The following is a 13,298-nucleotide window of genomic DNA, read 5'->3' on the forward strand; positions in this document are numbered from 1 at the left end:
ATCCCATGCTTCTCTACGTGACACTCGGAACCAACGACCTTTATCGGGCAGGGCAATTTTACGATGCCGTGCTGTCTGCACTCGGCTATCGCCGCCAGCACTATTCCGAGGAGGAAGTCGGCTATTCCGCCGACGGAGATACACGCTGCCGCTTCTGGGTGGTGACCCCGTTCAATCGCCGCCGGGCGACTGCAGGCAACGGTGCAATGGTGGCGTTTGCAGCTGATACGCGGGCGGCCGTCGATGCCTTCCATGCGGCGGCGATAGCGGCAGGCGCCGTCGATGAAGGCGGGCCGGGCCTGCGCCCCTACCATGCCCATTTCTATGCCGCCTATGTCCGCGATCTCGACGGCAACAAGCTCAGCGCGGTCTGCGAAAGCCCCGAATAACCACGCCTATTTCGCCGCCGACTGCTCGGCGTCGATCGTCGATGTCGCCATGCGCCGCGAGCGGTGGCCGGAAACGAGCGCGCCGGCATTGCGGTCCATCCTGATGAAGGGAATGGTCGCAATGACCGTCAACCCGGCGATGATGAAGAAGGCGAGGTGGAAGTCGGCCACCTGCAATGCTTCGCCGCGGAAATAGATCGAGGTTTCCAGGATCGAGGCAGCGACCGCGACGCCGAGCGCCAGGCTGATCTGCTGCATGACGGAGCTCATCGATGTCGCCTGGCTGGCTTCGGCGTCGTCGATATCGGCAAAGGCGAGCGCATTGACGCCGGTAAACATGAAGGAGCGGGAAAAGCCGCCGAGAAGCAGCACGCCGATGATGACGAGATGCGGGGTCGACGGCGTGAACAGGCCGGTAATCACGGTCACGAGCGTTGTCACCATGGCGGCGCCGAGGAGCGTCGTGCGGAAGCCTGTGGCTGCAAAGACGCGCTTTGCCATGAACTTCGTGGTGATCGCCCCGATCGCGCCGGCAAAGGTGATGAGGCCGGATTGGAACGGCGTCAGTCCGAAGCCGAGCTGCAGCATCAGCGGTGTCAGGAACGGCATGGCGCCGACGCAGATGCGAAAGAGCGTGCCGCCGACGGTGGAGGCTCTAAACGTCGGGTTCCTGAACAGGTTGAGGTTGAGGATCGGCGCCGGGTGGCGCTTCGCATGGCGCACATAGAGGAAGCCGCAGATGAGGCCGATCGAGGTAGCGGTGACGCCGATGATCGGGGGCAGGGCCGGGAGGCTGACGACCGACAGGCCGAAGACGACCCCGGCGGCGGAAAATGAGGTGAGCAAAAAGCCGGTGAAGTCGAGCTTCGGCGGCGCCGTCGCCTCCACCTCCGGCAGGAAGATCGTTGCAAGCCAGATGCCGATGATGCCGACCGGTACGTTGATCAGGAAGATCCAGTGCCAACTGAAATAGGTGGTGATGAAGCCGCCGAGCGGCGGGCCGGTGAGCGGGCCGACAAGTGCGGGGATCGTGAGCAGCGCCATGGCCGAGACGAGATCGCTGCGCTGCGTGGTACGCACCAGCACGAGGCGGCCGACCGGCGTCATCATCGCGCCGCCCATGCCCTGCAGGAAGCGGGCGAAGACGAATTCGAGGAGGTTGGATGAGATGGCGCAGAAGATCGAGCCGATGACGAAGACTGAGATGGCAAGGCGAAAGATCTTCTTGGCGCCGAACCTGTCGGCCATCCAGCCGCTGACCGGGATGAACACCGCCAGCGCCACCATGTAGGACGTCAGCGCCAGCTTCAGCGTGATCGGCCCGACATTGAGATCCCTAGCGATCGCCGGCAGCGCCGTCGAGATCACGGTAGAATCCATCTGTTCCATGAAGAGAGCGACGGCAAGGATCAGCGGAACGATGCGATTCATAGGCGGGAGCCTCGGTGGGCTGTGGGTTGGCGCTGGAAAGGCCCGTGCTGTTTAGTCCCGCTTGCCGGTCATGCCAATCCCTCAATCCGCGTGGACGACGCGTTTGGTTCACGTCTGCGTGAGACGGCTTGTCGGACAACCCAGCCTGTCAAGATTGACCTATATCTCCTGCGGCGAGACAGGAAATCCGGCCGGGGGATCGGTGCGCCGTGCCGTGACGCACCTGCTGTCATGGGAGAAGGGATATATGGCGATTTCAACGGGGATGACGCGGCGCACGCTTTTTGCGGCAGGCCTCGGGCTGCTGGCGGCGCCGGCAATTTTAAGAGAGAAGGCCGAAGCGGCCGCGACTGGAGAAAGCAGAAATATGAATGTAACGCCTTTGCCTGAGATCAATCAATTCAAGCTTGGTTCCTATAAATTCACCGTTGTGCGCGACGGCATCAACATTTCGGAAAAGCCGTATGAGACGTTCGGCACCAATCAGGACCCCGAAACCGTCAAGGCCTTGCTCAGCGCGAATTTCCTGCCGGCCGACAAGTTCGTCAACGGCTATTCGCCGGCCCTCATCGACACCGGTTCGGACGTTATCCTCGTCGATACCGGCTTCGGCGCGAGCGGTCGCGCGCGCGGCGCCGGCCAGCTTGCCGAAGGCCTGAAGGCCGCGGGATATTCGGCCGACAACGTCACTGTCGTCGCACTGACCCATCTGCACGGCGACCATATTGGCGGGCTGATGGAAGACGGCACGGCCGCCTTGAGGAATGCCCGCTATGTCATCGGCCAGGCTGAGTATGATTTCTGGTCGGACAAGGCACGCGAGGGCACGCCAGCCGAAGGTGGACACAAGGCGGTGCTTGCCAATGTTGCGCCGCTCGCCGAAAAAGCCACCTTCATCAAGGACGGCGACAGTGTCGCGCCCGGTCTGACAGCGATGCTGGCAGCAGGCCACTCGCCGGGGCATATGGTGTTTCACGTCGAATCCGAAGGCAAGCGCCTGGTGCTGACCGGCGATACGGCCAACCACTATATCCTGTCGCTGCTGCGTCCGGACTGGGAGGTGCGTTTCGACATGGACAAGGCGCAGGCGGCGGCCACTCGCCGCAAGGTTTTCGAGGTGATCGCGACCGACAAGATCGCCTTCCTCGGCTATCACATGCCGTTCCCGGCGGTCGGTTTCGCCGAGAGGCAGGATGGCGGTTATCGCTTCGTGCCGAAGACCTATCAGTTCGACATTTGATCTGGAGCAGTTCCAGCAAAAGTGCCCAGCGGTTTTGCCAGGAAAAACCCGAAGCGACTTTCCAAGGAATGCGTAAATATAAAGATCTGAAGCGCGAGGAGCGAATCTGAACGATCGCGATGCGCTTTGGACGCATGGCACCCATGACGAGCCCGGCGGACATGCCGGGCTTTTTCCTATTTCCTTCCTGTCATAGACGTGTTACCAGCCCTCGCCAACTTCCAAGCAACTGATGCACACCACCGGGGCTGACGATTCGTTTCCGGACCGGGGTTGCATTTTCTAGAATGAAGGAATTTGGCCATGGCACGCATCATTGAAACGGCAACCGGCGCGGACGCGCTTACCTTCGACGACGTGCTGCTGCAGCCGGGACATTCCGAGGTCATGCCGGGTCAGACGAACATTTCCACCCGCATCGCCCGCGATTTCGATCTCAACATCCCGATCCTCTCTTCGGCCATGGATACCGTCACCGAAAGCCGGCTGGCGATCGCCATGGCCCAGGCCGGCGGCCTCGGCGTCATCCACCGCAACCTGACGCCGGTCGAACAGGCCGAAGAGGTTCGCCAGGTGAAGAAGTTCGAAAGCGGCATGGTCGTCAATCCGGTCACCATCGGTCCGGAGGCAAAGCTTGCCGAAGCGCTCGGCCTGATGAAATCGCACGGCATCTCGGGCATCCCGGTCGTCGAGAAGTCCGGTCGCCTGGTCGGCATCCTCACCAACCGTGACGTCCGCTTCGCCTCCGATCCGGAGCAGAAGATCCACGAGCTGATGACCAAGGACAATCTGGTCACCGTCAAGGAGAGCGTCGATCAGCAGGAGGCCAAGCGCCTGCTTCACTCGCACCGGATCGAAAAGCTGCTGGTCGTCGATACCGAAGGCCGCTGCGTCGGTCTCATCACCGTCAAGGATATCGAGAAGTCGCAGCTGAACCCGAACGCGTCCAAGGATGGCCAGGGCAGGCTTCGCGCCGCCGCCGCCATCAGCGTCGGCGATGACGGCTTCGAACGCGCCGAACGGCTGATCGAGGCCGGCGTCGATCTGCTGGTCGTCGATACCGCCCATGGCCATTCGCAGCGCGTCCTCGATGCCGTCACCCGCGTCAAGAAGCTTTCCAACTCGGTGCGCATCATGGCCGGCAACGTCGCCACCTATGACGGCACCAGGGCGCTCATCGATGCCGGCGCGGATGCCGTCAAGGTCGGTATCGGCCCGGGCTCGATCTGCACGACCCGCATCGTCGCTGGCGTCGGCGTTCCCCAGCTCGCGGCCATCATGTCGGCGGTTCAGGCAGCGCAGGATCAGGACGTTCCCGTCATCGCCGATGGCGGCATCAAATTCTCCGGCGATCTGGCGAAGGCGATCGCCGCCGGCGCTTCCGCCGTCATGATCGGCTCGCTGCTGGCCGGCACCGATGAAAGCCCGGGCGAGGTCTATCTTTACCAGGGCCGTTCCTTCAAGGCCTATCGCGGCATGGGCTCTGTCGGCGCCATGGCCCGCGGCTCGGCCGACCGCTATTTCCAGGCGGAAGTGCGCGACACGCTGAAGCTCGTGCCGGAGGGCATCGAGGGCCAGGTTCCCTATAAGGGCCCGGTTTCCGCCGTCGTCCACCAGCTCGCCGGCGGCCTCAAGGCGGCCATGGGCTATGTCGGTGGCAAGGACATCAAGGATTTCCAGGAGCGGGCGACCTTCGTGCGCATCTCCGGCGCGGGCCTTCGTGAAAGCCACGCCCATGATGTGACGATCACCCGCGAGAGCCCGAACTATCCGGGCGCCGGCCTCTGATCATGAAAGCGGGCAGCGGGATACCCCTTTGGGTGGTCGCGCTGCTCGCAGCCCTCTGCCTTGGCGTTCTCGCCTGGACGACTTTCGGCTTCGTCGTTCCGTTCAAGCACGAAACCGGGCAGGCGGTGCTCGATAGCTATTTTGCCGGTTACGACGAATCGGCCGTCCTCCACATGCAGAAGCTGCTCGACGACAACGAGACGGCGACAAGGCTGCTGCGCGCCATGTATTTCGGGCCGGAGCTTATTTTCCCGGCATTGCTGACGGCGTTGCTCTTCCTTGCCTTCCTCAAGCTTGGACCTGCCGGCTCGTGGTTTGGCCGATCGTTGCATCCGCTCGTCGCGAGCGCGGTCTACCTGTTGCCGTTCATCTATGGCGTCGCAGACTATGGCGAGAACATCTCGAGCCTGATCGCCTTCGGCGACGGCCCATCCGCTACGCTTGCAACGCACTTTTTGCCGTGGATGACGCGGCTGAAATTCGCAAGCCTCGCCATCTGCTTCATCCTCATCGCCCGGCTCGCCATCGCCCGCTGGCTCTCGCCGCGCGAGGATTGAGGGCATCCGTCCCGACTATCTCTGCGATCTATGGTCGCGCTGGTATCCGGTTTCCGTTTCGGCTACTGCTCGCACCGACTGAAAATGCGGAAAGGGACGCGGCCATATGACCGGCTATCAAATTTTCTGGCCACTCCTTGCTCATGTGGCCCTGGTCTATGGTCTTTATGCTCTTCTCGGCATGCGGCGTGCAAAAATGGTCCGCGCCGGCAAGATCGCAAAATCGGATTTTTGCGAAAATCGGGGTGAGCCGGCGGAAAGCCTGGTCGTCAAGAACTGCCTCGCCAACCAGTTCGAACTGCCTGTGCTCTTCTACGCCTGCTGCGTTCTGCTCTATGTCACCGACTCGGATAATGTCGTCGCCCTCGGTCTCGCCTGGATCTTCGTCGCTTTGCGTTATGCCCATGCCGCCGTCCACGTCACCAGCAACGACCTGCGCTACCGCAGCCCGATCTTCGCCGCCGGCTATCTCGTGCTTGCCGCCATGTGGCTGTGGCTTGCGGTCTGGATGGCAGCGAGCTGACGCCACGGCAGGCTCCGTCTCGCCCGTCGCCGCTAACGTCTGCCGACTCTTCTTTATCAACGAATAATACAACCATTTCAGGTCTGTTGGGTACTGGATCAATTAACGCGATATGCGTTGGTCCGTGCTTTTGCCGATCGCTAAAATGCAAGCGTTTCCGTTTACCGCCGTTGAAGGCCTGCATGTCATATCCGCTCGACGTGCTGGTGTGGCAGATCGCCGCCGGCGCGAAAAAAAACATAAGAATGGGAACGACATGGGCGCGGAAAGCATGGATCGCATAGGCCTGCGCAGGAAGCCGAAGCAGGAGCGCAGCATCCAGAGGCTGGATCTCATTCTCGCCGCCGCTGCCAAGATTATCGCCAAAAAAGGCGTCAGCGCCATGCGGATGACGGAGCTTGCCGTCGCCGCCAAGGTACCGATCGGTTCGGTCTATCAGTATTTCCCCGAGAAGGCTGCGATCGTTAAAGCCCTGTTCGACCAGCACGCCTCGGCGATCCAGGCGAAGACCGCGGCGATGTTCACCGATGTGCGGTCGCTCGATCAGGCGCTCGACCTCGTCTGCGCCGTGATCGACTGGTATTATGAGTCCTACCGCAACGATCCCGTCTATCTCGGCGTCTGGATGGGCACGGAGATGGACCAGGACCTGCTGCAATTGAACATCGAACATAGCGGCCGCGTCGCCGGCATTTTCCACGATGCTGTTCGCGGCCTGGCGCCCGACCTTTGCGACGAAGAGATGTACGCGCGCACTTACCTGTTCAGCCACCTGGTCGGCGCCGTCATCCGGCTTGCCGCGGTGAGCGAAGAGGCCTTGGCGCGGCGCACACTCGACGAGTGGAAACGCGTCATCCGCGTCTCCCTTTTCGCCACGACCGCACAGAAAGCGGCTTAAGCGCTTCTACCAGCTCGGCACCATATTGGCGGCCTTCAGCCGCGGATAAAGGCGCGCCTGGGCGGATTTGACGTCTGCCTCGAGATTGTCGTCGACGACGGCAGGTGTGATGTTGTCGAGGCAGGCCGTGATATGCGCCGTAATCGCATTCATCAGCGAGAGCGAGACGCCCGGCCGCTTCATGATGCCGATCTGCACCGGCGGCAGCGCCGGAAAGCCGTCCGCCTGGCTCAGCACCTTCATGCCCGTCCGCAGCGCCGATTCCGGCATCACTGAAACTGCCATGCCGGCGAGCACGGCGGCGGCAACGACGGTGCAGGACCAGCTGGTGAACAGGATCTGGTGTTCGCGTCCCACAGCATCGAGCGCTGAACAGGCGAGCTGGCGCCACTGGCAGTCGCGCCGCCCGACGGCAAGCGGCACCGGCGCGTCGTCGCGGATCGGATGGTTGGCCGAGCCCACCCAGCAGAGCGGCTCGGTTCTCACCACATCGGACATGCGTTCACGCGGATTATGGGTGACGAGCGCAATGTCGAGCTCGCCCTTGTGCATGCGCTCGGCAAGATCCACCGAAGGCTCGCAGACGATGTAGAGCTCGACATTCGGATGCGTCTTGGCGAAGCGGCCGATGATCTCGGGCATGTAGCGGTCGGCATAATCGTCCGGTGTGCCGATCCGCAGCGTCCCCTCCAGCCTGTTGTCGTCGAAGGCCGCGATCGCCTCGTTGTTCAGGCGGATGATGCGCCGGGCGTAATTGAGCAGCTTTTCGCCCTCGACCGTCAGCCTGTTGCCGCGTCCGTCCTTGATGAAGAGCTGCTTGCCGATGCGCTCTTCGAGGCGGCGCATCTGCATGGAGACGGCCGATTGGGTCTTGTAGACCTTGTCGGCAGCCTTGGTGAAGCTGCCGGAATCGACGATGGCGATGAACGTCTGCAACTGGTCGAGATCAAGAGGCGCGGCCATGATTTCACCCATAAAGATAGCTGATGATAATCATTAGAAACATTCGTTGGACTGATCAATAGGTCTTTGGCATCTTCGGGATGCAAATCAAGCAAAGTGAAGGACAGACACCCTGCCTGTCCGAGCCGGATACAGCCTTGCTCCTTCCCGCACGACCTCGCGGGAGGGGTGAGCTGTTGCGCGCCCAACAGCGCCGAGCGTCTTTCCAGATGCGCAACGGGTGCTGTAACATATTGAATTGCTGGATAATTCGTTAAATCGAGCCCGATTTAAGGAGTTATCCAGCAGAGAAAGGAGAGTGCGATGCACATGACAGACCGAACACTAGAACTCGACTGCGGTAAGGTTACGCCGACGTTTTCCCAGCGTCTCGTGGCAGGCCTCGCACCTCTGACCTCCGTCTTTCGCGCGTTCCGCAATCGCATGGAGATCAACAGGCTGCATGATCTGAGCGACACTCAGCTGAGGGATATCGGCCTCACGAAAGCGGACCTCACCTCCGCGTTCCTGGCGTCGACCTTCTTCGAGGACCCGTCAGAACATCTGACGCGCTCGGCGCGCAATCGTTGGCGCCTATCGTCGCTTCTGCGTTCCTACGAAGAGTAGGGACGCCCGAGTTTCCCCGCAGGGTGATAGCCAATAGCCCTGCCGCTTGACCCGGTGATCGGCTTTCCCAAGCCATCTCCGGGTTTTTTTATGCCTTTGTTTCAGGAGGCTTGGGCCGATAGGTTTCGAAGATCGTCTCCAGGCTCTTCTGGTAGCTCTTCTGCACTTCGAGCCCGCTGTCGAACATGGCGTTCAGCATATTGGCATAGCTGTCGGCATTGACTTTCGCCTCTTCCTTCGGCGCTTCCGGCGGCTTTGATGCCGGTTGCTGGGCCGCCGGCTGCTGGCCGAGTCCGGCCATCATCTCCTGGAAGGCCTTGGCGAAGGGATTGTCGAGGAAGGGGTTCGGCTGAGCCGCCGGTTGCGGCTTCGGCGTCGAAAACATCAGCTGCATCGCCTGCGTGAACGGATTGTCGAAGATGCTGGGCTCGGGTGCTGCCTTCGGCTTCGGCGCGAAGCCGGTACTCTCAAGCCATTTTTGGATGGTTTCGCCCATCGCCGTGTTGACGAAGGGATTGACCGGGGAAGCCATCTGGCCGGTCGTCTGCTTGAAGAGCCCGCCCATCAGCGTATCGGCCAGCACCGGCAGCATCTGCTTGTAGATATCCTGGCCGATGCCGGTCATCTGTGCGGCCTGTGCGGCGACCGCGCGCGAAACCTCCTTCGAGCCGAAAAGCTGGGCAAGGATATTGTTGCCGTCGGAAATCCCCTCCGGGGTGAAGGCCCGGCTCATATCCTCGAAATATCGCGCGTAGTTGCCGGAGGCGACGGCTTGCATCAGCCCGACAAAATCATAAGGATTGCTGGTGCTGCGTTTCAGGCCGGCGGAAAAAGCCGGCATCAGCGCCGCCATCGCCTTCGTCGCCTGTTCCTGCGCCAGGTTGAACTGCCGGGCGACCGCTTCCATAGCCGCACCGTTCTGCGCCTGCATCATCATGTCGAAGAGTGGCAGCATGGAAGTCCCTTTCCCCGAGTCGTGACGCGTGTAACGTCACTATATCCGGAAATGGTAATGCGCAAACGGCTTTTTGCCAGAAGAGCTTAAAGCGATTCCAGCCGAACCGCTCAGCGGTTTTGCCCCTGGCATTGTCCAGGAGGAACCCGGGGAGGGCTCAGTACTGATAATCCTCGAAGACCGGTTCGACGGAGCCGTTCCAGCGGCCGTGATAGAGCGACAGCAGATCCTCGGCGAGTGTTGCCTTCTTGGCCAGCACCTCTTCGAGCGGCGCCAGGAAGATGCTCTCGTCCTGACCTTCGCCATTGAGCTTGCCGCGCGCCTTGAGGCCGGCTCTGGAAATGCCGATCACCTCGCGCGCCATATCGAAGAGCGGGTGCCCGCGAAACTCAGCCCTCAAGCCTTCGGCGGGAACGGCGTTGCGCAGGGCGCTGATCTCGGCAAAGGTCCAATCCTTCGTCAATTCGTCGGCAGCCTCGAGTGCCGCATCGTCGTAGAGCAGGCCGACCCAGAAGGCCGGCAGGGCACAGATGCGCCGCCAAGGGCCGCCGTCGGCGCCGCGCATTTCGAGGAAACGCTTCAGCCGCACGTCGGGGAAGAGTGTGGACAGATGGTTCGTCCAATCGCCCATCGTCGGCGAGGGATCGGCGACCTCGCCCTTCAACGCGCCGTTCATGAACTGGCGGAAGGTGACATGCGTACAGTCATGGTAGTGGCCGTCGCGGACGATGAAATACATCGGCACGTCGAGCGCCCATTCGGCATAGTCGCGGAAGCCGAAATCGTCGCGGAAGGTGAAGTCGAGCAGGCCGGAGCGCTGGTTGTCGACATCGCGCCAGATATCGCCGCGCCAGGAGAGCAGCCCGTTCGGCTTGCCCTCGGTGAAGGGCGAGGATGCGAAGAGGGCGGTCGCCAGCGACTGCAGCTTCATCGAGACGCGCATTTTCTTGCGCATATCGGCTTCCGAGGAGAAGTCGAGATTCACCTGGATCGTGCAGGTGCGGTACATCATGTCGAGACCCTTGGTGCCGACCTTCGGCATATAGCGGGTCATGATCTCATAGCGCGATTTCGGCATCTGCGGCGTTTCAGCGTAAGTCCATTTCGGACTGCCGCCGATGCCGAGGAAACGGATGCCCATCGGTTCGGCAATTTCGCGCAGTGTCGCCAGATGCTGGTTCGATTCCTTGCAGGTCTCGTGGATCGTCTCCAGCGGTGCGCCGGAGAGTTCGAACTGGCCGCCGGGCTCAATCGAGATCGCGCCCATGCCGTTCTGCTCGGCAAGCCCGATGATGTTGCCGCCGTCGGTGATCGGCTCCCAGCCGCATTTCTTCTGCAGGCCGGTCAGCAGAGCTGAAATGCTGGCATCGCCGAAATAGGGAACCGGGCTGTTGTCGGCGCGGAAGAAGGCGAATTTCTCGTGTTCGGTGCCGATCCGGAAGCGCTCCCGCGGCTTGTTGCCCGCGGCGATATAATCGGTCAGATCCTGAACCGAAGAGAGCGGTGTCTGGTCGGTGGTGTCGCGGGCCATGCGGGATACCTGTATTCGAAAAGGCGCCCAGGGGGCCGGGCAATTGGAAGGGTGATTAGGACCCAAGCCGCGTATCTTGCAAGTGAAATTGTTTCAACGACGCATCAAAAAAATAGCGGCCATTTCCGTGTCAACCCGTTTTCGACCTTAGTTCCAGTCGCCGATCGCCGCCTGAACCACCGCGAGTGCCGCAACGGCGGCCGTATCGGCCCTGAGGATGCGGGGCCCGAGCGGAATGGCGGTGACGAAATCGAGGCTTCGAAGCCGCGCACGCTCCTCTTCCGAAAAGCCGCCCTCCGGCCCGACGAGCAGGGCGAGATGTCTTTCCCTGATCGCCGACAGCACCGGAAGCGGGTTCTGCCCGGCATCGCCCTCGTCGCAATAGATGATGCGGCGCTCGCTCGGCCAGCGGTCGAGCAGGTCGAGAAGTCTCACCGGCTCGGCGACATCGGGAATGCCGAGAATGCCGCATTGCTCCGCCGCTTCGACGACATTGGCGCGCAGTTTGTCGAGATTGGTGATCTTGCCCTGCACGTGCTGGGTCATGACCGGCTGCAGCAGACCGGCGCCCATCTCGACCGCTTTCTGCACGAGATAATCCAGGCGGCCAACCTTGAGCGGCGCAAAGAGATAATGCAGGTCCGAGGGGGCGGGCTGCGGCCGCGTCTCTTCCGTTGCGGTCAGCTGGATGCGTTTGCGTGTAGGGAAGGAGAGGGTTGCCTTCCACTCGCCGTCGCGGCCGTTGAAGAGCAGGATCTCCGCGCCTTCCTCCAGCCTCAGCACATGGGCGAGATAGTTGAATTGGTCGGCATTCGCCTCGAGGACAGCGCCGCTGGAAAGCGGTGCGTCGACGAAAAGCCGTTGCATGCGGAAATTGGCGCGCATTTGGACATCCGAGGGCTCAGACAAAGAGCGCGAACATAACCCAATAAATCATCGCCGCAAGCACTCCTGAAACCGGCACGGTGACGATCCAGGCGGCGGCGATCGTCATGAAATGCGAGCGGCGTACGAGATAGCGCCGCCGCGTCTCGTGGATATTGGGCTCCGCCGGTTCGTCGATATCGTAGCTCTCGGCCTTTCGCCTGACATAGGCGATGCGGCGCTTGGAATGACGGGTGTACCATTCGCGGAAGAAGCCGACGCCGAAGACGGAGCCGACGGCGATATGGGTGGTGCTAACAGGCAGGCCGAGCCAGGAGGCGAGGATGACGGTGAAGGCGGTCGACAGAGCAACGCAATAGGCTCGCATCGGATTGAGTTTGGTGATCTCCTCGCCGACGAGGCGGATGAGACGCGGCCCGAAAAGCAGCAGGCCGACGGAGATGCCGAAGGCGCCGATCAGCATCACCCAGAGCGGTGGATGCCCGACAGCGTCGCCGCCGATGCCGACCGAATGGACGATCGCCGAAAGTGGCCCGACCGCATTCGAAACGTCGTTTGCGCCATGTGCGAAGGAAAGCAGTGCCGCAGAACCGATCAGCGGCAGACGGAACAGGACGCGCAGCGAGCTGTTGCGGTTTTCGAGATCCCGCGCTTGGGCAAGCACCAGCGGTCGGGCGGCAAGCCAGCTCACCAGCCCGATGCCGATCCCGATGAGGATGATCGTGAAAGAAGAGAACCGGCCGTGGGGGGAGAGTTGCAGCACCATGTAAGCCATGAAGCCGCCGGCCATCACCGCGACCAGCACCGGAACCCACTGTCGCGCCGCTTCGATCTTGTCGTCGCGGTAGACGATGAGGGTCTTGACGAAATAGAGGAGGCCGGCCGCGATCAGCCCGCCGATCAGCGGCGACGTAATCCAGCTCGCGGTGATCTCCAGCATCACCCGCCAGTTCACCGGTTCCGGCCCGACAGCGCCGATGCCAGCGCCGATCACCGCGCCGACGATCGCATGCGTGGTGGAAACCGGCGCGTTCATCCAGGTCGCGAGGTTGATCCAGAGGGCTGCCGCCATCAGTGCCGCCATCATGATCCAGCCGAGTGCGGCCTGCGGCACCTGGACGGTATCGACGATATCGGAGGAAATCGTCTTGACCACCTCGCCGCCGGCGATCGTGGCGCCCAAAACCTCGAAAATCGCGGCAATGACGAGCGCCTGGCCCATCGTCATGGCGCGCGCGCCGACGGCAGCGCCGACATTGTTGGTGACGTCATTGGCACCGATGTTCATCGCCATGTAGCCGGCAAGAGCGGCTGCGGCCACGACGAGCATGGCTCCCGGCCGGTCGAACACATAGACGCCGGCAAAGAGCATGGCGAGACCGACGAAAATCAGCCCGAGACCGGGCGCCACCAGCAATCGCAAAACATGTTTCGTCACGTCCTCGGCACGAGTGAGCTTCTCGAGATCCTTGTCGAGCGTGCGTTTCGTGAGAACTGCGGGACGTGGCGGCATTCGTTATTCCAGCGAATGA

At 61.8% G+C, this 13,298-nt stretch carries 13 protein-coding genes; 7 read left to right on the forward strand and 6 right to left on the reverse strand.

The window, feature by feature from the left end; genetic code table 11:
* The first annotated feature begins 5 nt into the window (after window positions 1–5).
* The gene (locus EFQ99_RS07015) at window positions 6–389 is read left to right on the forward strand and encodes a VOC family protein (RefSeq protein WP_126920143.1); all 384 of its coding nucleotides are present in this window, start codon (window positions 6–8) and stop codon (window positions 387–389) included.
* A 6-nt stretch (window positions 390–395) separates the two neighbouring features.
* On the opposite strand, the gene EFQ99_RS07020 is transcribed toward EFQ99_RS07015, so the two are convergent.
* Window positions 396–1,820 (reverse strand): DHA2 family efflux MFS transporter permease subunit, encoded by a 1,425-nt coding sequence (locus tag EFQ99_RS07020; protein ID WP_126920145.1) that lies wholly within the window; start codon window positions 1,818–1,820, stop codon window positions 396–398.
* Window positions 1,821–2,067: 247 nt separating this feature from the next.
* On the opposite strand from EFQ99_RS07020, the gene EFQ99_RS07025 reads away from it, so the two are divergent.
* From EFQ99_RS07025 to EFQ99_RS07045, 5 genes are all read left to right on the forward strand, one after another.
* Window positions 2,068–3,060, forward strand: coding sequence for an MBL fold metallo-hydrolase (locus EFQ99_RS07025; RefSeq protein ID WP_126920147.1), 993 nt, complete (start codon window positions 2,068–2,070; stop codon window positions 3,058–3,060).
* Between the two features lie 303 nt (window positions 3,061–3,363).
* A complete protein-coding gene (gene guaB, locus EFQ99_RS07030) occupies window positions 3,364–4,848 on the forward strand; it encodes an IMP dehydrogenase (protein WP_126920149.1) in 1,485 nt (494 codons plus the stop codon).
* A 2-nt stretch (window positions 4,849–4,850) separates the two neighbouring features.
* Window positions 4,851–5,405 (forward strand): hypothetical protein, encoded by a 555-nt coding sequence (locus tag EFQ99_RS07035; protein WP_126920151.1) that lies wholly within the window; start codon window positions 4,851–4,853, stop codon window positions 5,403–5,405.
* A 106-nt stretch (window positions 5,406–5,511) separates the two neighbouring features.
* The gene (locus EFQ99_RS07040) at window positions 5,512–5,928 is read left to right on the forward strand and encodes an MAPEG family protein (RefSeq protein WP_126920153.1); all 417 of its coding nucleotides are present in this window, start codon (window positions 5,512–5,514) and stop codon (window positions 5,926–5,928) included.
* Window positions 5,929–6,184: 256 nt separating this feature from the next.
* Window positions 6,185–6,826, forward strand: a complete 642-nt coding sequence (locus tag EFQ99_RS07045) for a TetR family transcriptional regulator (protein ID WP_126920154.1) — start codon at window positions 6,185–6,187, stop codon at window positions 6,824–6,826.
* A gap of 6 nt (window positions 6,827–6,832) precedes the next feature.
* Here the strand turns inward: EFQ99_RS07045 and EFQ99_RS07050 are convergent, their stop codons facing one another.
* Complete coding sequence (locus EFQ99_RS07050) at window positions 6,833–7,789, reverse strand: LysR substrate-binding domain-containing protein (RefSeq protein ID WP_126830062.1); 957 nt, start codon at window positions 7,787–7,789, stop codon at window positions 6,833–6,835.
* A 303-nt stretch (window positions 7,790–8,092) separates the two neighbouring features.
* Between EFQ99_RS07050 and EFQ99_RS07055 the strand changes: the two genes are divergently transcribed.
* Window positions 8,093–8,395 (forward strand): YjiS-like domain-containing protein, encoded by a 303-nt coding sequence (locus EFQ99_RS07055; RefSeq protein WP_126920156.1) that lies wholly within the window; start codon window positions 8,093–8,095, stop codon window positions 8,393–8,395.
* A gap of 88 nt (window positions 8,396–8,483) precedes the next feature.
* Here EFQ99_RS07055 and EFQ99_RS07060 read toward each other — a convergent pair whose 3' ends face one another.
* From EFQ99_RS07060 to EFQ99_RS07075, 4 genes are all read right to left on the reverse strand, one after another.
* Window positions 8,484–9,350 (reverse strand): DUF937 domain-containing protein, encoded by an 867-nt coding sequence (locus EFQ99_RS07060; protein ID WP_126920158.1) that lies wholly within the window; start codon window positions 9,348–9,350, stop codon window positions 8,484–8,486.
* A 157-nt stretch (window positions 9,351–9,507) separates the two neighbouring features.
* Window positions 9,508–10,881, reverse strand: a complete 1,374-nt coding sequence (locus tag EFQ99_RS07065; RefSeq protein WP_126920160.1) for a glutamate--cysteine ligase — start codon at window positions 10,879–10,881, stop codon at window positions 9,508–9,510.
* Window positions 10,882–11,028: 147 nt separating this feature from the next.
* Window positions 11,029–11,766: a 16S rRNA (uracil(1498)-N(3))-methyltransferase gene (locus tag EFQ99_RS07070; RefSeq protein WP_126920162.1), complete on the reverse strand. Its 738-nt coding sequence runs from the start codon at window positions 11,764–11,766 to the stop codon at window positions 11,029–11,031.
* A gap of 16 nt (window positions 11,767–11,782) precedes the next feature.
* Window positions 11,783–13,279, reverse strand: coding sequence for an inorganic phosphate transporter (locus tag EFQ99_RS07075; RefSeq protein WP_126920164.1), 1,497 nt, complete (start codon window positions 13,277–13,279; stop codon window positions 11,783–11,785).
* Window positions 13,280–13,298: the final 19 nt, after the last annotated feature.

It is taken from the genome of Rhizobium vallis (genome assembly GCF_003985155.1).
Taxonomy (GTDB): Bacteria; Pseudomonadota; Alphaproteobacteria; order Rhizobiales; family Rhizobiaceae; genus Rhizobium; species Rhizobium vallis.